Raw genomic sequence first — 25,966 nt, 5'->3', positions numbered from 1 at the left:
CCGCGGCATCCCGGCGCTGCTCCGTCCCGCGCCGACCCGCCGCCCCGGCCCCGTGTTCGAAAGGCACCGCCGCCATGACGTCCCTCAACGCCCCCGCGCACACCGGTCGCTCCACCTCGGTGACCGCTCTCCTGGCGCGCGCCCTCCTGCTCGGCCTGGTCCTGGCCCTGCTGATCTGGATCGTCCCGGTGATGATCCGACTGCAGACCTGGATGTGGCTCACGGTGACGCTGCTGGCGGCCGCCGCGATCTTCGTCATCTATTCGACGCGTCGGCTGGTCCCGCTGAAGTACATCTTCCCCGGCACGTTCTTCCTGCTGGTCTTCCTCATCACGCCGATCGTGCTGACCGTCGGTTACTCCTTCACGAACTTCGGTGACGGCACCCGCGGCACGAAGGAACAGGCGATCGAGTCGATCACCGGCAACTCGGTGCAGCAGACCCCGGATGCCCCGCGGTACAACCTCACCGTCGCGACCCAGGGCAGCGCCGCCGAGGGGCCCTTCACGTTCTTCCTGGTGGACCCCGCGACGCAGCAGGTGTTCCGCGGTGATGAGGAGACCCCGCTTGAGCCGGTCCCGGCGGACGAGGTGACCGTCACCGATGGCCGCGTGACCGAGGCCGACGGGTACACCGTGCTCACCCCGCGCGAGATCAACACCGCGTACAAGACCCTCCAGCAGATCGCGGTCCCGGTCGACGAGACCTCCGCGATCCGCATCCTCGGCGTGAACCAGGCCTTCGTGGGCACCAAGAGGCTGCAGTACGACGAGGCCACCGACACCATCACCGACACCGTCACCGGGAAGACCTACACCGTGGGCACCGTCGGCGACACGGAGTACTTCGTCGACGAGAACGGCCAGCGGGCCTTCAGCCAGTCGTGGCTCCAGGGCGTCGGCACCTCCAACTACGAGCGCCTGTTCACCAACCCGAAGATCGCCTCGCAGTTCGGCGCGGCCTTCGTGTGGACCGTCGTGTTCGCGGCGGGCAGCGTTTTGCTCACCTTCCTCGTCGGGTTCGCGCTGGCGCTGATCCTCAACGACGAGCGTCTGCGCGGGCGCAAGATCTACCGGTCGATCCTGCTCATGCCCTATGCAGTCCCCGGCTTCATCGCCCTGCTGGTGTGGTCGAACTTCTACAACCGCGACTTCGGCCTGATCAACCAGACCCTGGGTCTGCATCTGAACTGGTTCGGCGATCCGACCCTGGCGAAGGCCGCGGTGCTGCTGACGAACCTGTGGATGGGTTTCCCCTACATGTTCATCGTCTGCACCGGTGCGCTGCAGTCGATCCCCGAGGACATCAAGGAGGCCGCTCGCATCGACGGTGCCAGCCGCCTGCAGACCACGGTGAAGATCGTCATGCCGCTGCTGCTGGTGGCGGTGTCCCCCCTGCTGGTGGCGTCCTTCGCCTTCAACTTCAACAACTTCAACGCCATCGAGCTGCTCACCGGCGGCGGGCCCTTCGCCCCGGGTGAGTTCATCCGCGGAGGCACCGACATCCTCATCTCGATGGTGTACCGCATCGCCTTCGGCGGCTCCGGAGCCGACTTCGGCTTCGCCTCCGCGATGGCCGTGACACTGTTCGTGCTCACCGGTCTCATCGCCGCCGTGCAGTTCCGTTTCACCAACGTCCTCGAAGACGTCAACTGAGCCCGGGAAGGACCGCCATGACCTCCACCACTCCCTCCCGCCGCCGGATGCCCGTCGGACGCTGGTTCGCCGAGATCGGCTGGCGCCACCTCGTGGGCCTGGCCGCTGTGGCCTTCGCCGTGTTCCCGATCCTCTTCGTGATCTCGGCGTCCCTGAACCCGCTCGGCACGGTCGCCTCCACCAGCCTCATCCCGCGCGACGTCAGCCTGGTGCACTTCAGCACCCTGCTCTCCGGCGAGCGCGGCCCCTTCCTGCGCTGGTACCTGAACACCGCCATCGTCTGCGCAGTGGTCGCCTCCGCCCAGGTGTTCCTCTCCGTGCTCGCGTCCTACGCGTTCAGCCGGATGCGTTTCGCGGGCCGCCGGGTGGGCATGCTGGCGCTGTTGCTGATCATGATGTTCCCGGCGATCATCTCGATGATCGCGATCTTCACCATGATCTCCCGCCTCGGTGAGGTGATCCCCCTGCTGGGTCTGGATTCGCTGCCCGGGTACATCCTGGTGATGCTGGGCGGCTCTCTGGGGCAGGTGTGGCTGATCAAGGGCTTCTTCGACACCGTCCCGAAGGAGCTCGACGAGGCGGCGATCATCGACGGCGCCAGCCACTGGCAGGTCTTCAGCCGCGTGCTGCTGCCCGCCCTCACCCCGATCCTCGCCACCACGCTGCTGCTGTCCCTGGTGGGCGTGATGAGCGACTTCCTCCTCGGCGCGATCATGCTCACCAGTGACGAGAAGAAGACCCTGGCGGTGGGCCTGTACGGGATGCTCTCCGGCGACCGCTCCAACAACCTCGGGGTGTTCGCCGCCGGGTCCGTGATGGTCATGATCCCCGTGATCCTGCTGTACCAGTTCCTGCAGCGCTACATCGTCGGTGGCTCCACCGCCGGTGCGGTGAAGGGATGACGCTTCCCCCTCTCCTGCAGCAGCCTCATCACGACAGCGGCCCGGTCCACGTCCCGCAGCCGCCGCGGCATCTCGGCGACGAGGTGCTGCTGCGGTTGTGGGTGCCGGAGGGGTATCCGCTGTCGGCGGCCGCGGTGCGCACCGTGGTCGACGGGGAGATCTCCTCACGGGTGCTCGGCCCCGTCGAGCAGGTGCCGGGCGGCGCCTGGTGGGAGGCCCGTCTGACGCTCCACAACCCGGTCCAGCCGTACCGTTTCGTCCTCTCCTGTGACCCGCAGGAGGCGGCACGGGCGGACGTGCCGGCGTACGCCTGGCTGACCGCTGCCGGTCTGGTGCCGTGGGACGTCTCCGACGCCCGCGACTTCCGGCTGACGATCCATGAGCACCCCGAGTGGGTGGCCGACGCGGTGGTCTATCAGATCTTCCCGGACCGGTTCGCGCGCTCCACCGGCGCTCCGGTCGACCCCGACGGCCGCCCGCAGGTGGAGGACCTGCCCGAGTGGGCGGAGCCGCGGGCCTGGCACGAGGAGCCCGCGGTGCGCGGCGACATCACCGGCCGCCAGCTCTACGGCGGGGATCTCGACGGCATCATCGAGCACCTGGACCATGTGGCGTCCCTCGGTGCGGACACTGTCTACCTCACGCCGATCTTCCCGGCCGGGTCGGTGCACCGCTACGACGCCACCACCTTCGACCGGGTCGATCCGCTGCTCGGCGGGGACGAGGCCCTGGTGCGGCTCTCGCGGGCCCTGCATGAGCGCGGGATGCGCCTGATCCTGGACCTCACCACGAACCACACCGGGGCGGGGCACGAGTGGTTCCGCACCGCCCAGGCCGATCCCGCCTCCGTCGAGGCCGGTTTCTACCTGTTCACCCACCATCCGGACGGGTACGCCTCCTGGCTGGACGTCCCCTCGCTGCCGAAGCTGGATCACCGCAGTGCCCCGCTGCGCGCCCGGATGTACGAGGGCCCCGGCAGCGTCGTCGCCCGGTGGCTCGATGCCCCTGTCGAGGCCGATGGCTGGCGTATCGACGTGGCGAACATGACCGGCCGGCATGGGGCGGTGGATCTCGCCCATGAGGTGGCCCGGTCGGTGCGTCGCACCCTGGATGAGACGGCACGCCGCACCGGTCGCCCGACGTGGCTGGTGGCCGAGCACGGTCATGACGCCACTGGGGACCTGGTCGGCGACGGCTGGCACGGCACGATGAACTACGCGGGCATCACCCGTCCACTGTGGACGTGGCTGGCCGCCGACGGCTCCGACCTGAACTGGCTGGGGCTGCCGATGTCCGTGCCACGCCTGCCCGGTCAGGCCCTCGCCCACACCCTGTCGGAGTACAACGCCGAGTTGAGTTGGCCGGCGCGCCTGTGTTCCCAGAACCTGCTGAGCAGCCACGACACTCCGCGCCTTCGCACCCTCGCCGGTGACCGCGAGGTGCATCACGTGGGCCTCACCGCGCTGGCGGCCCTGCCCGGCGCGCCGACCCTCTTCGCCGGGGAGGAGCTCGGGGCGGAGGGCACCACCGGGGAGCATTCCCGCACCCCGATGCCGTGGAGCGCCCTGGCGGCGGCCGAACGCACCGGCCGCGACACCCCGGGGGTGGACACCGGCACTCTCGCCCACACCCGGACGATGCTGGGGCTGCGGCGACAGCTGCCGGCTTTGCGCCGTGGCGGTCTGCGCCTGATCCACGTGGAGGAGGACGCGGTGACGCTGCTGCGCACCCACCCCGAGGGTGACGTCCTGGTCCATCTCGCGCGCGCCGCCCACACGGCGGTGACCCTGGAGCTGTCGGCCCTGCCCGGTGCCCCCTCGGCCCGGCTCCTCCACGCCCACGGTGCCGTGACGGCCGATCCCGTGTCCGGGTCCGTCACCCTTCGGGCCGGCGGCCCCGGCGGGGCGGTGCTCTGCCTGGAACGGCCCCTGCCCTGACCCGCTGGCGCGGGGGCGGGGCTGCCCGCCGTGGCCCGCAGCCCGCGCGCTCGCTCCCCTCCGCCTCCCCGGATTCCTGCCCGATCCCCCTCACGGAAAGGATCCCCATGACCACCACCGACCTCACGCCCACCGGGGCCCGCCCCGACACCACAGACCCGCAGGGCGCCGACCATGCGCAGTGGTGGCGAGACGCGGTCGTGTACCAGGTCTACCCGCGGTCCTTCGCCGACTCCGACGGCGACGGCCTGGGCGACCTCGCCGGCATCACCGCACGGCTCGAGCATGTGCGGGACCTGGGTGCCGATGCGATCTGGCTGTCGCCCTTCTACACCTCGCCGCAGAACGACGGCGGGTACGACGTGGCCGACTACTGCGACGTCGATCCGCGGTTCGGCACCCTCGCCGACGCCGATGCGCTGATCTCTCGCGCCCATGAGCTGGGGCTGCGGGTGATCGTCGACATCGTCCCGAACCACTCCTCCAGCGAGCACGTGCTGTTCAAGCAGGCCCTGGCGGCTGCCCCCGGCTCCCCCGAGCGCGAGATGTACATGTTCCGCGAGGGGCGCGGGGAGCACGGCGAGCTGCCGCCCAACAACTGGCAGTCCATCTTCCACGGGGACGCCTGGACCCGGGTCACCGAGGCCGACGGCGCCCCCGGGCAGTGGTACCTGCACCTGTTCGACACCAGCCAGCCCGACTGGAACTGGGAGAACCCGAGGGTCCACGAGATGTTCGAGGGCATCCTGCGGTTCTGGCTGGACCGCGGGGTGGATGGTTTCCGGGTGGACGTCGCCCACGGGATGATCAAGCCGGAGGGCCTGCCGGATTCCGCGCTCGATGAGTCGGGCCGCATGGCGGTGCCGCCGGGGCGCTCCCCGATCTACTTCGACCAGGACCGCGTGGTGGACATCTACCGCGAATGGCGAGCGATCCTCGACTCCTACGAGGGCGACCGAATGATGGTGCTGGAGGCGTGGATCCCGGAGGACCGGATGCCCCGGTACATCGGCGCCGACCGCGCCCATCAGGCCTTCAACTTCGACTTCCTGCAGGCCCGCTGGACCGTCCCGGCGCTGACCCGGGCGATCCTCGAGCCGCTGCGGCTGGCCGACGCGGTCGACTCCCCCACCACCTGGGTGCTGTCGAACCACGATGTGATCCGCCACGCCACCCGCTACGGGTTCCCGCCGGACCATCAGTTCGGGGAGGGTCTGTCGCGCGAGGAGATCCCCGATGCGGCGCTCGGACTGCGTCGTGCCCGCGCCGCGACCCTGCTGATGCTCGCGCTGCCCGGTTCGGCCTACCTGTACCAGGGGGAGGAGCTGGGTCTGCCGGAGGTGGCGGACATCCCCGATGAGCTGCGGGAGGATCCGGCCCATCACCGGGCCGGTGTGCCGGGACGTGACGGCTGCCGCGTCCCGATCCCGTGGGAGGCCGACGCCCCCGCCCACGGGTACTCCCCCTCGGGCCGGTCCTGGCTGCCGCAGCCCGCGGTGTTCGGCACTCTCGCCGCGGATGCCCAGCGCGGGGTGGAGGGTTCCACCCTCGAGCTGTACCGGGCGGCACTTCGGCTGCGGCGCGAACTGGAGCTGGGTCGTCACCGGGACGGTGAGCAGGTCGAGGTGCTGTCCGGCGCCCCGGAGGGGGTGCTGCTGCTGGCCACCGGTGGGATCGTCGTCGCGGTGAACACCACTGCCGATCCGGTGCCGCTGGAGACGCTTCCGCTGCCGGAGGGCCTCGCCCCGGCGGTGGCCTCCGTCCCCGCCGAGGAGGGCGTTCTGCCCGCCGACGCCGCGGTCTGGCTGGTGCCCACCGCCGCGTGACCTGCACGTCGATCGATCGGACCGGGCGGCGCCTCCCCGGGGGCGCCGCCCGTCCTCGTTAGGATCGCCCCCATGGCCACCACGCCCCCTGCCGATCCCGGGTTCGACGTCGTCGTGCTCGGCGCCGGCCTCAACTCGCTGAACCTAACCATCGCCTTCCACCAGCAGTACGGGATGCGCTGCACCACCGTGGTGCGCACCCCGGTGGCGATGAACGAGCACACGGTGACCTCGGACCTGCTGGTCCTCGGCGCCGGGGCGAGCGACGAGGCCATGCGCGACGCCCTCCTCGAGCTGGCGGCGGCGCGACCACAGGGCCGCCCGGCGCTGCTGCTGACCAACGCCGATTCGCTGATCGCCTTCATCGACCGCTTCCGCGCCGACCTCGAGCCGCACTACCTGTTGGCGCAGGTACCCGCCGCCACCCTGGAGCGTCTGGCCGACAAGGCGGAGTTCGCACAGATCTGCGAGGAACTCGGCATCGCCACCCCGCCCACGGTCATCGTGGACTTCTCCCGAGCCGGGGAGCCCGGGTGGAACGGCGAGGAACCGCTGCCGTGGTCGTACCCGTGTGTCGGGAAGGCCGCGAACACCGCCGAGTACCACCACGTCAGGTTCACTGGGAAGAAGAAGGTGTTCTTCCTGGAGAACGCGGAGCAGAAGGACGCCCTGGTGCGGGATCTGCGCGCCGCCGGGTTCACCGGCCGCTTCCTGTTCCAGGAGCTGATCCCGGGCGACGACACCACCCTGCGCTCGGTGACGGCGTACCGTTCCAGCCGCGGCCGCGTCACCCTGCTGTGCGCCGCACAGGTGCTGCTCGGGGAGCACACCCCCGATGCGCTGGGGCGGCCGGCCGCCATGATGACCGGTTCCTTCCCCACCCTCACCGCGGCCGCCGAACGCTTCCTCGACCACGTGGACTACGTCGGCTTCGCGAACTTCGATGTCAAGGTGGATCCGCGCACCGGCGCCGAGTGCTTCTTCGAGATCAACCCGCGCATCGGCCGCAACAACTACTACGTGACCGGTGCCGGGGAGCCGGTGGCCCGGCATGTGGTGGAGGACCGGGTGCGCGGCCGCGACATCGCGCAGGTGGTGGTCACCCGCCCGGTGCTGTATTCGATCCTGCCCACGGCCCTGGTGCTGCGGTACCTGCGTGACCCGCAGCTGCGCGCCACCGTCCGGCGCCTGGCCCGTACCGCCCTGCGCAACCCCTTCCGGTACCGCCCGGAGGGCCTGTGGATGCGCACCTACGCGACGGTGTCCGGACTGAACTTCGTGCGGAAGTACCGCGCCGTCTACCCCCGCCCCACCGACACCGGTTTCTGACGCGGCCCGCCCCCGCGCACCCCAGCCCTCCCGAGGAGTCCCATGAGCATCTCCCCCCGCGACGTCGACCTGGTCCTGCTGGGCGGTGACATCGGTGTGTACGCCCTGGCCCGCGCCTTCCACGAGCAGTACGGCACGGTCTCCACGGTCGTCACCCGCAGCGTGTCCGGGCCGGTGGCGGATTCGCGGATCCTGCGCACCATCGAACTGGGCAAGGACGCCACCGAGGAGCAGATGGCGCAGGCGCTGCTGCGCGTGGGCGAGGAGCACACCGCGCGGCGTCGTGCCGCAGCGGGCGGCTCCCCCGACCCGCGCACCCGACCGGTGCTGCTGGCGAACGCCGACTGGCTGGTGGCACTGATCGGTGCCCACCGCGAGCAGCTCGCGCAGCACTACCACCTGCCGATCCTGTCGCAGCAGTTGTTCGACGCCGTCTCCGACAAGGCGACGTTCTCCCGTCTGTGCTCGGAGATCGACGTGCCGACCCCGCGCACCGTCGTCCTCGATTTCTCGCAGGGCGGGCCCACGGCGGTGCCGGAACTGGACCTCGGCTGGCCGGTGGTGGCGAAGGCCTCCCGGTCCTCCGCGTACACGCATGTGTCCTTCCCCGGGAAGCGGAAGGTGTTCGAGCTGGCCGACCGGGCGGAGCTGGAGGACCTGGTGCGCAGGCTCGACGCCGCCGGGTTCCGGGACCGTTTCGTGGTGCAGGAGATGATCCCCGGGGACGACACCGCCATGCGGTCGGTCACGGCGTACGTCGATTCCGCCGGGGAGGTGACGCTGCTGGGTGGTGCGCACGTGCTGCTGGAGGAGCACACCCCCGGGGCGCTGGGGAACCCGGCGGCGATGATCACCACGGATCTGGGTGAGGTGTTCGATGCGGCGGTGCGGTTCCTGGAGCACACCGGGTACCGCGGGTACGCCAACTTCGACGTGAAGGTGGATCCCCGCGACGGCGTCGCGAAGTTCTTCGAGGTGAATCCGCGGATCGGCCGCAACAACCAGTACATGACCAGCGCCGGGGCGAATGTGGCGCGCGCCGTGGTGGCCGACCTCCTGGAGGAGCGGCGGATGCCGCAGCTGCGACCGAGTGACGAGATCCTCTACTCGATCGTGCCGCGACCGCTGCTGTGGCGGTACGTGCGCGATCCGGAGCTGCGCCGCCGCGCCCGGCGGATCGCCCGCCACCGGACCGTGCACCCCCTGGCGTACGGACCCGAGGGAGTGAAGCGCCGGGCCTACGTCTCCGCGGCCATGGCCAACCAGGTGAAGAAGTTCCTCACTCACTACCCGCGGCCCACCGACGACGGGTTCTGATCCCCCGCGGTCACACCGGTCGGCGGCGAGGGTCTGAGCCGCCACTGCGGACGAGGTCCCGGCGTCCCTTCCCGCCCTCAGCGGCTCTTCCTACACTGGGCCGCATGAGCACCGATCAGAGCACCGCCCCGTCCTCGCTGACCGTCACCTCGCGGGCGGTCCCCGAGGGCTCCGTCATCGCTGCGCAGCAGCTGGTCGAGGACCTCGGCGGCGAGAACCTGTCGCCGGATCTGGCGTGGTCGGGAGCCCCGGAGGGCACGAAGTCCTTCGCGGTCACCTGCTACGACCCCGATGCCCCGACCGGCTCCGGGTTCTGGCACTGGATCGCCTGGGACATCCCCGCCGATGTGACCTCCCTGCCGCTCGGTGTCCCCCGGGATGCCGACACCCTGAAGCAGACCGCGAACGACTACGGCTCCACCGGTTACGACGGCCCGAACCCGCCGGAGGGCCCCGCCCACCGGTACGTGTTCACGGTGCATGCCCTGCCGGTCGAGTCCCTCGGCGTGGAGGCGGGCACCCCGCATGTGCAGGTGCGGTTCGCGATCCACACCCAGCAGCTGGCCTCCGGGTCGGTCACCGGGACCTACCAGGCCGGTTCCTGACCGCCCACTGCGCCCGCTCGGGGTGCGCGGCATCGGCGAACACCCGGGCGAACATCGTCGGAACAATCACCGTGCGTGTGCTGTGTCGCGGTGACGATCCGGGGCGCGGTTGGGCACGATGGTCCCTATGAGTCCCCACCTTCCGGTCACCGCCGAGGCCCCCGTCTCCGACTGCGGGCTGATGCGGTCGAGCCGTGGGGCGGATCCCCTCGGCGCCGGCCTCGGGCACAGTGGGCACATGACCGAAGATCGTCCCCTGCGCGTTCTGCTCACCACCGACTGGTGGGAGCCCGTCGTCAACGGTGTGGTGGCGAGCGTGACCACCCTGCGGCGGGAACTGGAGGCCGCGGGGTGTGAGGTGCGTGTGCTGACCCTCGCCGAGGGCCGCCATTCCTCGCGGGACGGCGACGTGTACCGCCTCGGCTCCCTGAGCGCCTCGATGGTGTACGACCGGGCACGCATCGGGGCGCTGCGCAGCGACCCGATCCGGCGGGAGATCCTGCAGTGGCGGCCGGACGTGATCCATTCCCACTGCGAGTTCTCCACCTATGTGTGGGCTCGCCGGCTGTCGGGCCTGCTCGGGGTGCCGCTGGTCCACACGTACCACACGATCTACGAGGACTACACCCACTACTACTCGCCCAGCCGCGTCATGGGGCGCAAGATGTGCGCGGCGTTCTCCCGGCGGGTGCTGGACCGCACCGACGCAGTGATCGTGCCGACGCAGAAGGTGGCGCGTCTGCTCACGGCGTACGGGGTGCGCACCCCCCTGCACGTGGTCCCCACGGGTTTGGACCTGCGCTCGTTCCGACCCGCCGTGACGGAGGCGGAACGGGCCGATGCTCGCGCGCTGCGCGCATCTCTGGGGATCTCCGAGGACCAGAAGGTGCTGCTGTCGGTGTGCCGGCTGGCGAAGGAGAAGAACCTCGAGGAGGTCATCGCGCACGTGGCCGCGGCCGACCGGGATGACGCCGTGCTGGTGGTCGTCGGGGACGGCCCCTACCGCGGCACCCTGGAGGCATGGGTGCAGGAGCTCGGGGTCGCCGATCGGGTGCGGTTCGTCGGTGTCGTGCCGCCGCAGGAGGTCGCCCGCTGGTATCGGATGGGCGACATCTTCGTCAGCGCCTCGCTGAGCGAGACCCAGGGCCTGACCTTCATCGAGGCCCTGGCCTGCGGACTGCCGCTGCTATGCCGTCGTGACCCGAGCCTGACGGGTGTGGTGCTGGAGGGCCGCACCGGCTGGCTGTACGAGGGCCCCGAGGAATTCCTCATCCGCCTGTCCAACCTGCTGCAGGACACCCGGGGCCGTGCGCAGATGGCGGACGCCGCCGTCGCCCACGCCCGCTCCACCTGTGGTGCCGAGGCCTTCGCTCAGGCCGCGCTCGCGGTCTACTGGTCGGCCCTGGCGCCGGCCGCACCCGCTGCTGCGCTTCCCGCCGGGGTCGCGGCGTGAGCGCGGGGCTGCCGGTGCGCCCCGAGAACCGTCCCGATCCCGTCACCGCACCGCGGTCCGCCGACCGCTCCGCCGACCGCCGCTCCGTCCCCGCCGCGGACGGCTCCGACGCTCTGCGCACCCGGACCCCCCGCCGCATCGACACCCCCCGCATCGAGCCCGATGCTGTGCGCCGTCTGGCCCGGCTGGTCCCGCTGGTCGGGCTTGCGGCGTGCATCGCCATCATCGTGTGGGGGATGGCCACGGGGGTCCTGGAGTCCTCCGATTCCCTGCGATCCTTCGTCGAGGGGCTCGGCATATGGGGCCCCCTGGTGTACGCCCTGGTGAGCGTGGCGGCCGTGGTCTTCCCGATCGTGCCGGGAGGGCTGCTGGTGATCGCGGCCCCGGTGCTGTTCGGGACGGTCGGCGGCACGGTGCTGAACTATGTCGCCGTATGTGCCGGGTCGATGCTGAACTTCGTGATCGCCCGTCACGTCGGCCTCAGCGTTATCGAGCGGTTCGTCGCCCCCGCCACGGTGGAGAAGTATCTCGGGTGGACCCGCAGCCCCCATGCCACGCGGGCGTTCGCCACTGCGATCGTGCTGCCTGTCGCCCCGGATGACCTGTTGTGCTACCTCGCCGGGACCACCCGGATGCGGTGTCGCACCTTCGCGGCGGTGATCCTGCTGGGCAAACCCTGGGCGCTGATCGCCTACGGGCTGGGGATGTCCGCGGTGCTGACCCGGGTGATCGGCTGGTGAGCGCCGGACCGTCCCTGACCGGGGCCCCGGTGCGCGTCCCCGGCGGGACGCTGCAACAGTGGGGGGCGCGAGTCGGCGCCTGGGGCGACCGGACCCTGGAGTCGCTGAGCCCGGGGCGCCGTCTGCGCCGGGATCTCGCCCCGCTTCCCCGCTCCTCAGGCTCCAGTGGGGACCCGACCGGGACGGTCCCGCCGCGCGTATGGTTCCCTCGGGGTCTGTCCCGCCTCGTGGGGCGCTCGGGCATCGGCGCGGCCGTGAGGCACCAGGAGGAGACGGTGCGGCGGCTCGGTGGAACGGTCGTGCATTCGCCCTTCGCCCCGGCGGATGTGGTGCACCTGAACACCCCACTGCCGGACACCCCGCTGATGGCGTGGTGGGCGCGGCGCCGTGGGATCCCGGTCCTGATGTGGGCACACTCCACCGAGGAGGACTTCCGTGGCTCCTTCCACGGCGCGGACCGACTGGCGCCGCTGTTCCGCCGCTGGATCGCCCACCTGTACCGCCTGGGGGACGCCGTGGTGACCCCCACCGCCTACTCCCGCGACATCATCCTGCGCCCCGAGTATCGTCTGCGCCGCAACGTGCACGTGTTGTCCAACGGGGTCGACACCCGCTTCTTCCGGCCCGACCCGACGGCGCGGGAACGCCTGCGGGAGAGCCTCGGATTGGTCCCCGACGCCCCCGTGGTCGTCAGCGTGGGCCTGCAGATCGTCCGCAAGGGCATCCTCGACTGGGTGGAGCTCGCCCGGAGCATGCCCGACGTGACCTTCGTCTGGTACGGCCGGACCGATCCGGCGCTGATCACCGCCCCGGTGCGAGAGGCCATCCAGACCGCTCCGCCGAACTGCCGCTTCCCCGGCCACGTTCCGGCTGAGGTGGTGCGCGAGGCGTACTGCGGCGCCGATGCCTTCGTGTTCCTCACCCACGAGGAGACCGAGGGCATCGTGCTGCTGGAGGCCCTGGCCTGCGCCGTGCCGGTGATCGTGCGGGACATCCCCATCTACCACGACTGGCTGCCCGACGGGCGGGTCACCCACATGGTGCGTGGCGACGGCCCTGCGGTCGTGGCTGACGCCCGTCGGCGCCTGACGGATCTCCTCGCGGGGCGACTGCCGGATCTCACGTCGGCCGGTCGGGCGGCAGCCGAGGCTGTGGACCTCGATCGTGTCGCCGAGGGGCTCAGCCGGATCCACCGTGTCACCGGGGTACGCCCCCGGCGCTGAGGGCTCCGCTCCGGCTCCACCCGGCCGGGTGGTCGTCAGCCCAACGGCCGACATGCCGATCAGCGCAGGCGCGGCCCCTCCACAGCACGAGAGCCCCGCCCGGACGCCGTTCGGGGCGCTCCCCGCGGCGCAGGGCACTGACCTGCCCACTGCTGTCGGCCGCGAAGATGCGGGAGCCGCTACCGCTCATCCGCTGCAGGGCCTCGTTCAGTGCGCGCAGCTCCTCCTGCTGCGCGGCCACCTGATCCTGCAGCTCGAAGATGCGCTTGATGCCTGCGAGGTTGATGCCCTCCTCCTGGGAGAGGTGCTGCACCTGGCGCAGGCGGGCGATGTCACGGGCGCTGTACCGGCGCCCGCGTCCCGAGGTGCGGCGCGGGGAGACCAGTCCCAACCGGTCGTACTGGCGCAGCGTCTGCGGATGCATCCCCGACAGCTCCGCCGCCACGGAGATCACGAAGACGGGCGCGCGTTCGTCGATGCCGTTCATGACTGCTCCTTCCCGTGATGGGCTCCATGACCCGTCGCCCGGTCTCCCCTGCTGGCTCCGGCCGGGCCGGTGGGGTCACCGGCCCGGGGCGCCGTCCGGTCGCATCAGCGCCCGGCCGCCTCCGCAAGCCCGCTGCGGGGATCCTCCCCCGCCAGGGCGTCGCGCAGCTCCTCCACGGCACGTCGTGCACGCCCCTCCACATGCGAGGGCACGGCGACCTGGACGGTCACGAGCAGATCACCCGTGCCCTTCGAGGTCGTGAGGCCCTTGCCCTTCACCCGCAGGATGCGGCCGGACGGGGTACCCGCGGGGATCTTCACCGACACCGTGCCGCCGTCCAGCAACGGCACCTGCACGGTGGCGCCGAGCACGGCCTCGTCGAAGGAGACCGGCACGGTCAGCCTCAAGGAGTTCCCGTCCGCGCTCCACACGGGATGGGACTCGACGTCGAGGGTGAGCAGCAGGTCCCCGGCTGGCGCCCCGTTCGGGCCGGGTTCTCCCTTCCCGCGCAGGCGGATCTTCTGCCCGTCGTGCACCCCGGCGGGGATGCGTGCGGTGACGGGGCGGCCACCGACCGTCAGACGGATCTCCGTGCCCAGAGCCGCCTCCCGGAACGACAGGCGAGTGCGGGCGCTGAGGTCGCGCCCCTTCGCCGGGGCGCCGCCGTACCCACCGGTGCCCTGGCCGAAGCCGCCGCCGTAACCGCCGGCGCCCTGGGGGAATCCACCCCCGGCACCCTGCCCGAACATGGAGAAGATGTCCTCCATGCGGGGGCCACCACCGTTGGTCTGGAAACGCACGTTGCTGCCACCGGGGCCGCCGAACACGGCGGAGAAGACGTCCTCGAACCCGCCAGCGGCGCCCCCGGGACCGGAGGCGAAGCGGGCACCACCGGCACCCATGGCGCGGATCGCGTCGTACTGCTTGCGCTGCTCGGGGTCGTTGAGGACCGCGTAGGCCTCACCGACCTTCTTGAACTGTTCCTCGGCGTTCTTGTCGCCGGGGTGGCGGTCCGGGTGCAGCTTCTTGGCCTTGCTGCGGTAGGCCTTCTTGATCTCCTCGGCGGAGGCGTCCTTCGCCACTCCGAGAGTCGCGTAGAAGTCCTTCTCGAACCAGTCCTGGCCGGTCATGGCGGCCTCCTTCCGATGGGGACGACAGGGGCGGTGGGGCGGGCACCCTCGCGGCGCCCGCCCCACCGATGCTGGACCTCCGGTCCGGCGACCGGGCCGGTCGTGACCGATCAGGGGTCACGGCCTCCGGTGCCCGGCCGGTCAGCGTCCGGTGGTCACTGCGGGCCTCGGGTGCCCACCCGCGCCGGGCGCAGCACGCGCCCGGAGAGCAGGTACCCCGGCTGCATGACGACGGCGAGGGTGGTGGTCTCGGCGTCGTCGGCGGTCTCGTGCATCAGGGCCTCGTGCCGGGTGGGGTCGAAGTCCTCCCCCACGGCGCCGAACCGCTCGAGCCCCTGACCGCGCAGGGCGTCCTCCAGCTTCTGGGTGATCGAGTGGAAGGGGGTGCCCTCGGCGATGTCGCCGTGCTGCCGTCCCAGCTCGATGTCATCCAGGACGCCGATGAGGCTCGTCAGCACCCGCGCGACGGCGGACTCGACGTTCGCCGCGGCGGTGGCCTCGATGCGGCGTCGGGAGTTCACGTACTCCGCCTGGGAGCGCTTGAGCTCCTCGGTGAGGTCCGCGACCTGCGCCTCCAGCTGGGCGACCCGCGGGTCCGGGCCGCTCTGGCCCTCGCCGGTCTGACCCTGGTCACCCTGGGCGGTGCGCTCCTTCTGCGCGGCGGCGAACAGCTCCGCCGCCTCCGCGTCGAGCGGATCACCCGTCTGACCGGCGGCCGCGGGCTGGTCACCCGTGGGCTGCGGGGCCGCGGACTGCTGTCCATCGGCGGCGGGGGCGGGCCCCGACGGACGGACGCTGCCGTCCGTCGGGTCCACCTTGCGCTTGTCGGTGAAGGAGAACCGCGGCTCGCCCTCGGGACGCGGGGCGTCCTCGGGAGTGCTGTGGTCCTCGGTCATCACTTCTTCTCCTCGTCGTCGTCCACGATCTCCGCGTCCACCACGTCGTCATCGGACGACCCGGTGGCCCCGCCCTGGGCGCCGGCGGTGCCGTCGAAGCCCTGGGCGCCGGCGGCGTCACCCTGCTGCGAGTAGATCGCGGTGCCCACCGCCTGCAGGGCGTTGTTGAGGGCGTCGCGCTTGGCCTCGAGGTCGCTGGTGGGGGCGTCCTCCTTGGCGAGGGTCTCCTTCGCGTCCTTGATGGCCGACTCCGCGGCGCTCTTCTCGGACTCCCCGACCTTGTCGCCGTTGTCCGCCAGGAGCTTCTCGCCCTGGTAGACGAGCTGCTCGAGGGTGTTGCGGGCGTCGGCGGTGCGACGGCGCTCCTCGTCCTCGGCGGCGTGGGCCTCGGCGTCCTTGATCATCCGGTCGATGTCCTCCTTGGAGAGGGCGGAGCCGCCGGTGATCTGGATGGACTGCTCGTTGCCGGTGCCGCGGTCCTTCGCGGTCACGTGCACGATGCCGTTGGAGTCGATGTCGAAGGTGACCTCGATCTGCGGGATGCCGCGCGGGGCCGGGGCGATGCCGGTGAGCTCGAAGGTGCCCAGCAGCTTGTTGTCCCGGGTGAACTGACGCTCACCCTGGAACACCTGGATCGCGACGGAGGGCTGGTTGTCCTCGGCGGTGGAGAACACCTCGGAGGTCTTGGTCGGGATGGCGGCGTTGCGCTCGATGAGCTTCGTCATCACCCCACCCTTGGTCTCGATGCCCAGGCTCAGCGGGGTCACGTCCATCAGCAGGACGTCCTTGCGCTCACCCTTGATGACCGCAGCCTGCAGGGCGGCGCCCACAGCCACGACCTCATCCGGGTTCACACCCTTGTTGGGCTCCTTGCCGCCGGTCAGGGACTTCACGACCTCCGTCACGGCGGGCATCCGGGTGGACCCGCCGACCAGGACGACATGGTCGATGTCGTTGACGGAGATGCCGGCGTCCTTGATGACCTGGTGGAACGGAGCCTTGGTGCGCTCCAGCAGATCGCTGGTCATGTCCTCGAACTGGGCGCGCGTGAGGCGCTCATCGAGGTGCAGCGGTCCGTTCTCGGTCATCGACAGGTACTGCAGGGAGATGTTGGTGGAGGTGGAGGAGCTCAGCTCCTTCTTCGCCTGCTCCGCGGCCTCCTTCAGACGCTGGAGGGCGATGCGGTCCTTCGACAGGTCCACCCCGTCCTTGCTCTTGACCTGCGAGATCAGCCAGTCGACGACCTTCTGGTCCCAGTCGTCACCACCGAGGCGGTTGTCACCGGCGGTCGCGACGACCTGGATGGTGGAGCCGTCCTCGTCCTTGCTCACCTCGAGCAGGGAGACGTCGAAGGTGCCGCCGCCGAGGTCGAAGACCAGGATGCGCTCGTCATCCTTGCCCTTCTCCAGACCGTAGGCGAGGGCCGCCGCGGTCGGCTCGTTGATGATGCGCAGTACGTTCAGGCCGGCGATCTGACCGGCGTCCTTCGTGGCCTGGCGCTGGGAGTCGGAGAAGTACGCCGGGACGGTGACCACCGCATCGGTGACGGTCTCGCCCAGGTAGGACTCGGCGTCACGCTTGAGCTTGCCGAGGATGCGGGCGGAGATCTCCTGCGGGGTGTACTTCTTGTCGTCGATCGTGATGGTCCAGTCGGTGCCCATGTGGCGCTTCACGGACGCGATGGTGCGGTCGACGTTGGTGACGGCCTGGCGCTTGGCGACCTCACCGACGAGCACCTCACCCTGCTTGGAGAAGGCGACGACAGACGGGGTGGTGCGGGAGCCCTCGGCGTTCGCAATCACCGTGGGCTGGCCGCCCTCGAGGACGGCGACGACGGAGTTGGTGGTGCCGAGATCGATTCCGACGACACGGGACATGTGTGCCTGCCTTCCTGCGGAGTCTCGCTCCGCGCTGGGTTTCGGAGGCGTCGGGGCGGAGTCCGGTCGATCCGGTGCTCTCGCCTCGACTCCGCCGGCCGCCGAGGCCGGCGGCAAGACTGAGTGATGCGGACTCAACTGTGGTGAGGGGTGGATCGGCTGTCAAACCGCCACGCACCCATGTTGAGCACATTCGACTCAACCTCAGTGGACGGGCGAGTATTCCTCCGCCGGGCGGGAGTGTCCGGCATCACAGCCGCCGGGTGCCGCACAACCCCCGTGCGGCACCCGGTGACCGGGGTTCCCGTCGCGGCATCAGAGTTCGGTGGTGGCGCTTCCACCCGCCGGACGGTCACCGGTGACCTTCGCCTTCACGATCCGGGCGAGGGCGCTGGCCTTGCCGCCCGGCATACCCCAGAACTGGGCGGACTCGGTGGTCACGAGGATCAGCCCGAGCGACGGGTCCTCAGGACCGTCGGCGTAGGCGCTCGCCTCGTCGTTCCACAGCTCGCGCAGGAGCTCGCGGTCCTCCACGAACTGGACGCGGCCGGCGACGGAGAGCCAGCTTCCGGCCTCGGAGACCGCGATGTTCACCTGCCGGTCCCCCCGCAGCGCCTCCACCTGCCCACCCTCGAGGCCCAGGAAGAAGTAGACGTCGGCATCATCGGTGACGCGCTGCGGCACCATCGGATGGGCGAGCAGCGAGCCGTCAGAGGCAGCAGTGGTCAGCATGACGAATCGTGCGTCGCGCAGGGTCGCGACGACCTGGTCCTGGGAGAGCGTCTCAGTGGTCATGCCGACACCGTAGGGGCCGCGTCTGCACACTCCCAGGGGACACCGCTGCGATAGCCCCCCACTCCAGCCCCCTCACCGACATCGAGCCCGGCAGACCTCCACCCTCTTGTTCGTCATTCCGGAGTTCCGATATTGTCGACGCATGGCCGACGTCTCCCGCCCCTCGCCTCCACCGTCACACCAGACTCCCTCCCTCTCGGCCTCCCAGCCCGAGCCGGCCCAGCCCCCCACCGACCCACCCAAGGCGGACCTCGTCGCGCGGATCGAGCGACTCGAAGCCCTCGTCACCCACCTGGCCGACCACTCCGGCACCACAGGGTCCGCGACGGCATCGGCCCGCGCCTCCGATCCGTCCATCGCGGATCCCGCAGGCAACGAGGGCCTGGACCTGTGGGCCGTCGACGGGTTGCGCGACCGTTCCCCGGAGGGTGGCGCCCTCTACGCGGGGTCCGTCACCACCCCGGCCGGGGCCTACGTCTACCAATGGGCGCGCCCCACTCGGGCCCTGCTCGACGCGGATTGGGCAGAGCGCGCCGAGCGCCTCGCGGCCCTGGGGCAGCCCCTGCGCCTGAGCATCCTGCGGCTCCTGCTCGACGGCCCCACGTCGGTGGCCCAGATCGTCGACCAGCTGCAGCTGGGTTCCACCGGGGTGGCCTACCACCATCTGCACGCCCTGCAGTCGGAAGGGTGGGTCACCTCGCCCCAGCGCGGTGTGTGGGAGATTCCCCCGGCACGCGTGGTCCCCCTGCTGGTCATCATGTTGGCGGTGGAACCGTGATCCGGCGCCGCACCGTCCTCGTCTCGACCGGTGCCGCCCTGGCCACCCTCGGCGTCTCCGCCGTCACCGCAGGCCCGCGACCGGCCCTGCTCGGCGATCCCCAGGGGGACGAGGGGCTCGCCACTGCCCTGCGCCCCCACCTGCGCGGGCAACGTCGGGTCGCCGTCGCCCTGATCGACCGGGATCCGGGCCGGGACCGGCTGGTGCGCTTCGGCGCGGAACCGGAGTTCGAGATCGGGTCGATCACCAAGACGGTGAGCGGCGCGGTCCTGCTGAGTGCGGTCGCGCAGGGCGCCCTCTCCCTCACCACCACCGTGGGTGAGCTCCTGCCGGAGGCACGGGGATCGGCCGTGGCGGATGTGCAGCTGCGGGAACTGGCCTCCCACAGCGCCGGGTTCCCCCGTCTCTTCGCGGACCTGCAGCGGGGCGCTCTGCCGGCGGTCCTGCTGCGCAAGGACCCATACACGATGAGCCCGCAGGAGGTCCTGGAGGCCGGGCTCGGGGTGATCCCCGAGGGTCGCGGAGTGGGCTCCTACTCCAATGCGGGAGCAGCCTTCTGCGGGCAGCTCGTGCTGCACACCCTGGGTCAAGACTGGGAGACAGCCGTCGCCGAGCACGTCACCGGCCCCCTCGGGATGGGAGCCACCCGCGCACCGACCACCCGCGACGCGCTGGGACCGGCCCCCCGCGGGGTGACGGCCGCCGGGCTCCCGGCGGAGCCGTGGACGATGGCCGGCCATGCCCCGACGGGGAACGTCCGATCCACCCTGGAGGACATGGTCCGGTACGTCCGAGGCATGCTCGAGGGATCGAACCCGGGGGCGCGGGGGCTCGATGCCGTGGCCTCGACCCGGGAGGGCGACCGGCACTATGCGATCGCCTGGGTGCGAGAACGGCTCCGCGACCGCGACCTCGTCTGGCACAACGGGGGCACCGGCGGGTACGCGAGCTTCGCGGGTTTCGACCCGGCTCGGCGCACCGGCGTGGTGATCCTCTCGGACACCGCCGGGGACCTGCCGACAGCCCTGGGGCGCGGCCTTCTCAGCGGGGAGGTGACCCTGTGAGCGTCTTCGGTGTCGTCGCGCTCTCGGTCCTGGTGGTGGCGACGGTTTCCGTCCTCCTCGTCGGAGGGCGCCTCGCGGTGGCCGGTGCGCATCCGCTGCGGCAACTGCTGGATCTGCTGTCCGCGGTCGCGCTCCTGCTGGTCTGTCAGCTCGCCGGGGTGATGCCCTGGTGGCTGTGGTGGGTGCTGTGGACTGCTCTCGTGATCGGTCTGGGTGTTGGTCTGCTGCGTGCTGTGCGGTCACCGGCCGCCTCTGCGTCACACCGCGTGTCCGGTGCCGCAGAGGAGCCCGCTCGTGTGAGCGACCGGACGCGACTCCCCGGGGTACGCCGCATGCTGACCGGACCCCTGTCACCCCCGCGGCTATGGCGCGTCGTGGTCTCCGCCATGGTGGTCGCCGCTCTCACGGCCCTCATCGTCGTCGGCGGATGAGCCGCGGCGGCGGTGGCCGATCCGTCCGCCCCCGGTCGCCCACACCCCGGGTGCGGCCGTCACGAGAGGGCGTGCTCTCGGATCGACCGGACGACGGCGTCCTGGTCGATCCGGGCCAGCGCCGGGGCCAATCGCGGGTCCCCCGCCAGCACCGCGGCCCAGATCGGAACCATCTCCTGGTGGTACGAGTGTCCGTGGCCACCGGGCAGCGTCACCGACAGCGGCATGTCGGCAGCCAGCTGCCAGAACGTGATCCAGGGGAACCAGCGGATCGCCCTGGTGACGTCCCGGCCCACGCGCTCCCGGATCCACTCCGGTTCCTCCCACAGCACTCTCCACCCCCACCAGACGACCGGGTCGGAGGCGTGCTGCGCATACACGATGCGAGGGTGCTCCCACGGCTCGTAGCGACCGCCCCAGAAGGTGCGCTCGAGCTCCGCGGGACGGGTCACCACCCGCACATGCCGGCCACCGTCCACCAGCGGCGCGATCTGCGGGGAGCCCGGGTCACGTTCCTGCGTCAGCCGACGATGGATCTCGGTGGAGGCCGGGGTTCCGGTCCATACCGCGCCGTCGACCAGACGCAGCATCTCCGGCAGGTCCCGGAAGGCCCCGTGGCCACCGAAGGCTCCGAGGGACTCCCCGGCCACGTACAGTGCGGGCCGCTCCCCCTGCGGCATCTGGTCGATCCGGCGACGCACCGCATGGAACAGAAGCGCTCCGGCACGTCGCGGCAGGGAGCGGTCGGCGAGGAACGCCATGGGGCTGGGGTAGACCGAGTACTGCAGGGACGCGGTGGCACAGTCGCCGCCGGTGAGGAACTCGATCGCCGAGAGGGACCATTCCTGCAACCACCCGGTGCCGGTCCCCGTGAACAGCACGATGGTGCCGCGCTCGAACGCACCGGTGCGTTCCAGCTCCCCCAGCACGGCTGCGACGGTGTCCTCGAGTCCTCGGGCCGGGGCTGTCCCGGCATACACCCGGATCGGTTCGATCGCCGGTCGGCCGTGGGCCGTACCGACCGCGCGGGTGATCGCCTCGGGGGGCGCCCCGGCGGCGACCACGCGGCGACCGGCCGCCCCCAATGACGTCCAGCTCTCGGACGACTGGCTGCTGCCCGACCTCAGGGGACTGGTCGGGCGTGTCAACCCGGGCTGGAACAGCGCGTTGGTCCGCCGTGCACTGGCCACGAGGTCATCGACCAGTCGGCCACAGCCCAGACGCAGGACCAGCAGGGAACCCGCGGTGGTCAGCGCCACCGCCACCGCGGCCGCCACTGACGGCGGCAGGACGGTGCGCAGCATCGAGCCGTAGACCTTCGCCGAGGCACGCGTGGCGCGCACCACCCCGAGAACACAGAGCGCACCGGTGAGGCCGGTGAGGGCCCCCGCCGCGTGGGCGGCCAGCGGCTTGCGCTCGGCGCCGACCAACGCCTCGATCTCCCGCTGCCGCAGCGCCCCGCGAACCCACGAGTAGGCCGTGAGACCGACGAGTCCCGCCCGCACCCATGAGCGCAGGCGATCCCGCCGTTCCGGGACGACCTCGAGACGGACCCCGGCCGATCGGCCGACGTACCGCACCAAGCGGGCGGCAGCCCACCCTGTGGCGTACCCGTAGATCTCGGACATCCCCGTGTTCACCGCCCACATCCACCACGTGCGGGGGATCAGACTCGGCGAGGTGGAGACCCACCCGGCGGCGGCCGCCCCCAGGAAGCCACTGGTGTCGAGCGGCCGCGTGATCTCCCGCAGCTGCAGCCTCCGCGCAACGGGACGCAGGGCGCGGAGGGCGGGCCGGGCGGCCGAGAGAGTGGGCCGCAGGGCGCGCAGAGTGGGTTGGAGGGTGGGGACGAGCGGACGGGGCACAGCCAGGCGCAGACTCATGGCGTCACAGTAGGGGGTGATCCTCAGTGCCCGGTGCGGAGCGATCGCCGGCGCAACGGCGACGACGGCCCACAGCTCTCGCCGAGGCCCCTGATGGCGGTTTACGATCGACGCCTCCCCCTCCCCACCCCACCAGGAGGAACGCCGTGACCACCTCTCAGGAGCTCCTCCCGAGCAACGCCGTCCGTCTCGACGTGCAGGCGGATGATCGCAACGCGGCGATCCGCGCCGCTGGAGATCTCCTCGTCGCCACCGGCGCCGCGGACGACACGTACACCCAGCGGATGATCGACGTGGTGGAGCAACACGGCCCCTACATCGTCATCACCCCGGGGGTGGCCCTCGCCCATGCCCGACCGGACGCATCCGTCCACCGCACGGGGATGTCGGCGGTGCGCCTTGCCCGACCAGTGCGCTTCGGGCATGAGACGAACGACCCGGTCACCCTGGTCCTGGCGCTCGCCGCCGCCGATGACACCGCGCACCAGCAGGCATTGGCGCATCTGGCCAGCCTGCTGGCCGACCCGCAACGTCGCGCGTCCCTCGACTCGGCGGGCTCCGCCGATCAGCTCCATCGCATCCTCTCCGGGGCGCTCGAGGACCGCTCACCGCACACGGCACGCCGCTCCGACGCCGGGCACCTGTTGCTGACGGTATGCGGGAACGGGTTGGGAACCAGCCTGTTCCTGAAGAGCACGCTGGAGCAGGTCCTGGACCGCTGGGGCTGGACCCCGCACGTTCGAGTCGAGGCCACAGACACCATCTCCGCACGGGGCCGCTCCCAGGAGGCCGCGGCCATCCTCACCTCCGGGGAGATCGCCCGCACCCTCGGCAGGCTCGACATCCCCGTCGAGGTCGTCTCCGACTTCACCTCAACACGTGAGGTCGACGCGGCCCTACGACGCATCTACGACGTCTGATCCCACCCGGGCCTGTCCCGGATCCCCTCACCGTCCGTCCCCCTCGTCCCTCTTCCCCACCTCTGCTCGGAGGCCCACATGAATCCCTTCGTCGCCCTCGCCCAATTCGTGGTGAACGAGATCCTGGCCGTCCCCGCCTTCCTCATCGGCCTCATCACCGCCGCAGGCCTGCTCGCCCTGCGCCGGCCCGCAGGCCAGGTCGTCGGCGGTGGCATCAAGGCGACTCTCGGGTTCCTGCTGGTCGGTGCCGGCGCCGGACTCGTCGTCGCCTCGCTCGGTCCGCTGGGGGTGATGATCCAGGGCGCGCTCGGCGCCCAGGGCGTGGTCCCGACGAATGAGGCGATCGTCGGCATCGCCCAAGAACAGCTCGGAGCCCGGGTGTCGTGGCTGATGATCCTCGGGTTCGTCGTGGCGCTGATGCTCGCCCGGTTCACCCCGCTGCGGTACGTGTTCCTCACCGGCCACCACCTGCTGTTCATGGCGACTCTGCTGACCATCGTGCTGTCCACGACGGGACTGTCGGCACTGCCGGTGGTGGGGATCGGAGCCCTGCTGCTCGGCGTGCTGATGGTCGCGACACCGGCGCTGGGGCACGTGTGGACGCGGAAGATCACCGGTGGGGATGCTATCGCCATCGGCCACTTCGGCACCGCGGGATATGTGACGGCGGGAGCCGTGGGGCGCCTGGTGGATCCCCGTGGGCGCAGCCGCTCCACGGAGGATCTGCGCGTGCCGGAGGGCCTGCGGTTCCTGCGGGACTCCATGGTCGCCACGGCCCTGTCGATGGTGCTGATGTATCTGGTCATCGCGATCCTGTTCCTGCTCCGCGCGGGGCAGGAGGAAGCCTTCGCGGCCTTCGCCGCCGCCGACGGTTCGGGGGGCGCCGCGAACGTGGGCAACTACCTCATGCGCAGCGTCACCCAAGGCCTGCAGTTCGGCATCGCGGTGGCCGTGATCCTCTTCGGGGTGCGCACCATCCTCGGGGAGCTGGTGCCCGCCTTCCAGGGCATCGCCGCGAAGGTCGTGCCCGGGGCGGTGCCGGCGCTGGATTGCCCGATCGTCTTCCCCTACGCACAGAACGCGGTGCTGATCGGCTTCCTGTCGAGCTTCGCCGGTGGCGTGGTCGGGTTGTTCGCGCTGGGTGCGCTGCTCGGCCCCGCCTTCGGGCTGGCGCTGATCCTGCCGGGCCTGGTGCCGCACTTCTTCACCGGTGGTGCGGCCGGGGTGTACGGCAATGCGACCGGTGGTCGTCGCGGGGCGGTGCTCGGCGCGTTCGCCAACGGTCTGCTGATCACGTTCCTGCCAGCGCTGCTGCTCCGGGCCCTGGGAAGCTTCGGCGAGGCGAACACCACCTTCGGTGACACCGACTTCGCCGTCATCGGCATCCTGCTGGGCGCGGGCGCCGGGTCGGGGGCGCTCATTGGAGCCCTCACGGCACTCGCGCTCGCAGCGGTCCTGCTCGGTCTCGCGGTATGGGTCCAGATGCGGCTGGTGGATCGCGGCTGGGATCCCGCGCCCGCGCGGCAGACCGTTACGGCCGGGACGACCGCCGATCTCGAGGAGACGGGGGCTGCCGCAGCTTCGACGACCGGCCCGACCGGTGGGACGCCCCGCCGTCGGATCGCTCCCCCGGCCGGCGCACCGACCCCGCCGCCCGCCGAGGGCTGACGCGCGGAGCCGCTGCGCGGATCTGTCGCGCGGAGTCAAGGGCCGTCAGGCCAGCCGGTCGCGCAGCAGCCGCAGGGCGGTACTGACCGGGCCGCCGCGCCCGGCGTCCTCGTCGATGCTCTCCGGGTGCTTCCACGTCGCGAAGTCGGTGGTCCCGTCCTGTTCGCGGGTGCCGAGCATGCCTCCGACGATCGTCGCCGCGTAGTACAGCCGCACGCCCTTCCACGGCCGACGCCCCGGGCCGGGCGCGGGGTCGGTCAGGGTGTCGGCGGCCAGGAGCGGCCCGACCATGACTTCGTACCCCGCTTCCTCGAGGACCTCCCGGGCGACGCCCTGCTCCGGGGTCTCGTCGTAGTCCACGCCGCCGCCGGGCAGTGACCAGGACGCCGGGCCCCAACCGGACCCGTTGTACCAGGTCACGAGCAGTCGGCCCTCCTCATCGGTGATCACGGCATAGGCGGCCAGTCGGGTGTCGTACTCGGTGAACTCCACCCCGGAATCGTAGGCCTCCATCGGGCCACAGGTGTCGGCGTCCTCGTCTGTCGGGGGGTGCCCGTAGCGTCCGGACCGTCCCCAGGAAGGAGGCGCCATGAGCGACCCGGTTCCATCCAGCACCCGTCCGCACCACCCCCGGCCCCGAAAGATTCCCGACCGCCGCCAGGGGGTCCCGGTCGATGCTGAGCATCAGGCGCAACAGGTGGCCGCTGCGCTGCAGCGCCTGCGTCCCGACCTCGCCCGCACCGTGCAGCGCGGGGTCGGAGGCTCCCTGCTGCTGCCCCTTCCAGGCGGGCGCGGGGTGGAGATCGGGAGGCTGCGGCACCATGGCCGGCTGCGGTGGGTGGTCGTCGCACCCCGCCCGACGGCACCGCGGTGTTCGACAGAGATCACTGGGCGGCCGGAGGTCGAGATCCGTACGGCCGCCGGTTCGGAACGACTCGCCCGCCTCGCGATCGAGCTGTGGGAGCGCGCCGCACTGACCGTCGTCGCCGACGGGTCTCCCGCGGCGTGGATGCGTCTCGACACTCGAGGCGGCCGCGTGGGAGCGTAGGC

At 71.2% G+C, this 25,966-nt stretch carries 23 protein-coding genes; 16 read left to right on the top strand and 7 right to left on the bottom strand.

The features are described 5' to 3' along the window. The first annotated feature begins 74 nt into the window (after positions 1 to 74). From JSY14_RS11270 to JSY14_RS11225, 10 genes are all read left to right on the top strand, one after another. Positions 75 to 1,655, top strand: a complete 1,581-nt coding sequence (locus JSY14_RS11270; RefSeq protein ID WP_259559167.1) for an ABC transporter permease subunit — start codon at positions 75 to 77, stop codon at positions 1,653 to 1,655. A 17-nt stretch (positions 1,656 to 1,672) separates the two neighbouring features. Beyond that, positions 1,673 to 2,557 carry a sugar ABC transporter permease gene (locus JSY14_RS11265; protein ID WP_259559166.1) on the top strand — a complete coding sequence of 295 codons (885 nt, stop codon included), beginning with the start codon at positions 1,673 to 1,675 and terminating at the stop codon, positions 2,555 to 2,557. Further along, the gene (locus JSY14_RS11260) at positions 2,554 to 4,494 is read left to right on the top strand and encodes a glycoside hydrolase family 13 protein (RefSeq protein ID WP_259559164.1); all 1,941 of its coding nucleotides are present in this window, start codon (positions 2,554 to 2,556) and stop codon (positions 4,492 to 4,494) included. The genes JSY14_RS11265 and JSY14_RS11260 overlap by 4 nt, the downstream gene beginning before the upstream one ends. A gap of 107 nt (positions 4,495 to 4,601) precedes the next feature. Beyond that, entirely contained in the window at positions 4,602 to 6,320 is a 1,719-nt protein-coding gene (locus tag JSY14_RS11255; protein WP_259559161.1) for a glycoside hydrolase family 13 protein, read from the top strand. 72 nt (positions 6,321 to 6,392) lie between these two features. Next, entirely contained in the window at positions 6,393 to 7,649 is a 1,257-nt protein-coding gene (locus tag JSY14_RS11250; RefSeq protein ID WP_259559159.1) for a carboxylate--amine ligase, read from the top strand. A gap of 42 nt (positions 7,650 to 7,691) precedes the next feature. After that, on the top strand, positions 7,692 to 8,966 hold the full coding sequence (locus JSY14_RS11245) for a carboxylate--amine ligase (protein WP_259559157.1): 1,275 nt from the start codon (positions 7,692 to 7,694) through the stop codon (positions 8,964 to 8,966). 104 nt (positions 8,967 to 9,070) lie between these two features. Further along, entirely contained in the window at positions 9,071 to 9,571 is a 501-nt protein-coding gene (locus tag JSY14_RS11240; protein WP_259559155.1) for a YbhB/YbcL family Raf kinase inhibitor-like protein, read from the top strand. 238 nt (positions 9,572 to 9,809) lie between these two features. Further along, the gene (locus tag JSY14_RS11235) at positions 9,810 to 11,024 is read left to right on the top strand and encodes a glycosyltransferase (protein ID WP_259559153.1); all 1,215 of its coding nucleotides are present in this window, start codon (positions 9,810 to 9,812) and stop codon (positions 11,022 to 11,024) included. Continuing rightward, positions 11,021 to 11,764, top strand: coding sequence for a TVP38/TMEM64 family protein (locus tag JSY14_RS11230; RefSeq protein ID WP_259559150.1), 744 nt, complete (start codon positions 11,021 to 11,023; stop codon positions 11,762 to 11,764). Before JSY14_RS11235 ends, JSY14_RS11230 begins: the two co-directional genes overlap by 4 nt. Next, on the top strand, positions 11,761 to 12,987 hold the full coding sequence (locus JSY14_RS11225) for a glycosyltransferase family 4 protein (RefSeq protein ID WP_259559149.1): 1,227 nt from the start codon (positions 11,761 to 11,763) through the stop codon (positions 12,985 to 12,987). Before JSY14_RS11230 ends, JSY14_RS11225 begins: the two co-directional genes overlap by 4 nt. Here JSY14_RS11225 and JSY14_RS11220 read toward each other — a convergent pair. The 5 genes from JSY14_RS11220 to JSY14_RS11200 all read right to left on the bottom strand — a co-directional run bounded on the left by JSY14_RS11220 (position 12,962) and on the right by JSY14_RS11200 (position 18,172). Then, positions 12,962 to 13,474, bottom strand: coding sequence for a heat shock protein transcriptional repressor HspR (locus JSY14_RS11220; RefSeq protein ID WP_349773613.1), 513 nt, complete (start codon positions 13,472 to 13,474; stop codon positions 12,962 to 12,964). The two genes, JSY14_RS11225 and JSY14_RS11220, sit on opposite strands and share 26 nt — an antisense overlap. A gap of 104 nt (positions 13,475 to 13,578) precedes the next feature. After that, positions 13,579 to 14,604 (bottom strand): DnaJ C-terminal domain-containing protein, encoded by a 1,026-nt coding sequence (locus tag JSY14_RS11215; protein WP_259559147.1) that lies wholly within the window; start codon positions 14,602 to 14,604, stop codon positions 13,579 to 13,581. Positions 14,605 to 14,759: 155 nt separating this feature from the next. Next, positions 14,760 to 15,500: a nucleotide exchange factor GrpE gene (locus JSY14_RS11210; RefSeq protein WP_259559146.1), complete on the bottom strand. Its 741-nt coding sequence runs from the start codon at positions 15,498 to 15,500 to the stop codon at positions 14,760 to 14,762. Continuing rightward, the gene (gene dnaK / locus JSY14_RS11205; protein ID WP_259559143.1) at positions 15,500 to 17,377 is read right to left on the bottom strand and encodes a molecular chaperone DnaK; all 1,878 of its coding nucleotides are present in this window, start codon (positions 17,375 to 17,377) and stop codon (positions 15,500 to 15,502) included. The genes JSY14_RS11210 and dnaK overlap by 1 nt, the downstream gene beginning before the upstream one ends. Before the next feature lie 315 nt (positions 17,378 to 17,692). After that, complete coding sequence (locus JSY14_RS11200) at positions 17,693 to 18,172, bottom strand: pyridoxamine 5'-phosphate oxidase family protein (protein WP_259559142.1); 480 nt, start codon at positions 18,170 to 18,172, stop codon at positions 17,693 to 17,695. Between the two features lie 142 nt (positions 18,173 to 18,314). Here JSY14_RS11200 and JSY14_RS11195 point away from each other — a divergent pair, with 142 nt between their 5' ends. Genes JSY14_RS11195 through JSY14_RS11185 form a run of 3 tightly spaced genes read left to right on the top strand, consistent with a single transcriptional unit; the run spans position 18,315 to position 20,445 of the window. After that, complete coding sequence (locus JSY14_RS11195) at positions 18,315 to 18,950, top strand: ArsR family transcriptional regulator (RefSeq protein WP_259559141.1); 636 nt, start codon at positions 18,315 to 18,317, stop codon at positions 18,948 to 18,950. Next, positions 18,947 to 20,014 (top strand): serine hydrolase domain-containing protein, encoded by a 1,068-nt coding sequence (locus JSY14_RS11190; RefSeq protein ID WP_259559140.1) that lies wholly within the window; start codon positions 18,947 to 18,949, stop codon positions 20,012 to 20,014. Before JSY14_RS11195 ends, JSY14_RS11190 begins: the two co-directional genes overlap by 4 nt. Then, positions 20,011 to 20,445, top strand: a complete 435-nt coding sequence (locus tag JSY14_RS11185) for a hypothetical protein (protein WP_259559138.1) — start codon at positions 20,011 to 20,013, stop codon at positions 20,443 to 20,445. Before JSY14_RS11190 ends, JSY14_RS11185 begins: the two co-directional genes overlap by 4 nt. A gap of 59 nt (positions 20,446 to 20,504) precedes the next feature. Here the strand turns inward: JSY14_RS11185 and JSY14_RS11180 are convergent, their stop codons facing one another. Then, entirely contained in the window at positions 20,505 to 22,328 is a 1,824-nt protein-coding gene (locus tag JSY14_RS11180) for an alpha/beta hydrolase (protein ID WP_259559136.1), read from the bottom strand. Positions 22,329 to 22,474: 146 nt separating this feature from the next. On the opposite strand from JSY14_RS11180, the gene JSY14_RS11175 reads away from it, so the two are divergent. Further along, positions 22,475 to 23,248, top strand: coding sequence for a PTS sugar transporter subunit IIA (locus JSY14_RS11175; RefSeq protein WP_259559133.1), 774 nt, complete (start codon positions 22,475 to 22,477; stop codon positions 23,246 to 23,248). A 78-nt stretch (positions 23,249 to 23,326) separates the two neighbouring features. Beyond that, positions 23,327 to 24,916 (top strand): PTS ascorbate transporter subunit IIC, encoded by a 1,590-nt coding sequence (ulaA, locus tag JSY14_RS11170; protein ID WP_259559132.1) that lies wholly within the window; start codon positions 23,327 to 23,329, stop codon positions 24,914 to 24,916. A 45-nt stretch (positions 24,917 to 24,961) separates the two neighbouring features. Here the strand turns inward: ulaA and JSY14_RS11165 are convergent, their stop codons facing one another. Further along, positions 24,962 to 25,408, bottom strand: a complete 447-nt coding sequence (locus tag JSY14_RS11165) for an NUDIX hydrolase (protein WP_259559131.1) — start codon at positions 25,406 to 25,408, stop codon at positions 24,962 to 24,964. 97 nt (positions 25,409 to 25,505) lie between these two features. On the opposite strand from JSY14_RS11165, the gene JSY14_RS11160 reads away from it, so the two are divergent. Next, the gene (locus JSY14_RS11160) at positions 25,506 to 25,964 is read left to right on the top strand and encodes a hypothetical protein (RefSeq protein WP_259559130.1); all 459 of its coding nucleotides are present in this window, start codon (positions 25,506 to 25,508) and stop codon (positions 25,962 to 25,964) included. Positions 25,965 to 25,966: the final 2 nt, after the last annotated feature.

The organism is Brachybacterium sillae, from assembly GCF_025028335.1.
GTDB classification, from domain to species: Bacteria; Actinomycetota; Actinomycetes; order Actinomycetales; family Dermabacteraceae; genus Brachybacterium; species Brachybacterium sillae.
Note: the sequence above shows the minus strand (reverse complement) of the source record. Positions and strands in the feature narration are given on the sequence as shown.

Coding starts and splice junctions, on each gene's coding strand:
- JSY14_RS11270 (WP_259559167.1), top strand. CDS start 75: ATGACGTCCCTCAACGCCCCCGCGCACACCGGTCGCTCCACCTCGGTG.
- JSY14_RS11265 (WP_259559166.1), top strand. CDS start 1,673: ATGACCTCCACCACTCCCTCCCGCCGCCGGATGCCCGTCGGACGCTGG.
- JSY14_RS11260 (WP_259559164.1), top strand. CDS start 2,554: ATGACGCTTCCCCCTCTCCTGCAGCAGCCTCATCACGACAGCGGCCCG.
- JSY14_RS11255 (WP_259559161.1), top strand. CDS start 4,602: ATGACCACCACCGACCTCACGCCCACCGGGGCCCGCCCCGACACCACA.
- JSY14_RS11250 (WP_259559159.1), top strand. CDS start 6,393: ATGGCCACCACGCCCCCTGCCGATCCCGGGTTCGACGTCGTCGTGCTC.
- JSY14_RS11245 (WP_259559157.1), top strand. CDS start 7,692: ATGAGCATCTCCCCCCGCGACGTCGACCTGGTCCTGCTGGGCGGTGAC.
- JSY14_RS11240 (WP_259559155.1), top strand. CDS start 9,071: ATGAGCACCGATCAGAGCACCGCCCCGTCCTCGCTGACCGTCACCTCG.
- JSY14_RS11235 (WP_259559153.1), top strand. CDS start 9,810: ATGACCGAAGATCGTCCCCTGCGCGTTCTGCTCACCACCGACTGGTGG.
- JSY14_RS11220 (WP_349773613.1), bottom strand. CDS start 13,474: ATGAACGGCATCGACGAACGCGCGCCCGTCTTCGTGATCTCCGTGGCG.
- JSY14_RS11215 (WP_259559147.1), bottom strand. CDS start 14,604: ATGACCGGCCAGGACTGGTTCGAGAAGGACTTCTACGCGACTCTCGGA.
- JSY14_RS11210 (WP_259559146.1), bottom strand. CDS start 15,500: ATGACCGAGGACCACAGCACTCCCGAGGACGCCCCGCGTCCCGAGGGC.
- dnaK (WP_259559143.1), bottom strand. CDS start 17,377: ATGTCCCGTGTCGTCGGAATCGATCTCGGCACCACCAACTCCGTCGTC.
- JSY14_RS11200 (WP_259559142.1), bottom strand. CDS start 18,172: ATGACCACTGAGACGCTCTCCCAGGACCAGGTCGTCGCGACCCTGCGC.
- JSY14_RS11195 (WP_259559141.1), top strand. CDS start 18,315: ATGGCCGACGTCTCCCGCCCCTCGCCTCCACCGTCACACCAGACTCCC.
- JSY14_RS11180 (WP_259559136.1), bottom strand. CDS start 22,328: ATGAGTCTGCGCCTGGCTGTGCCCCGTCCGCTCGTCCCCACCCTCCAA.
- ulaA (WP_259559132.1), top strand. CDS start 23,327: ATGAATCCCTTCGTCGCCCTCGCCCAATTCGTGGTGAACGAGATCCTG.
- JSY14_RS11160 (WP_259559130.1), top strand. CDS start 25,506: ATGAGCGACCCGGTTCCATCCAGCACCCGTCCGCACCACCCCCGGCCC.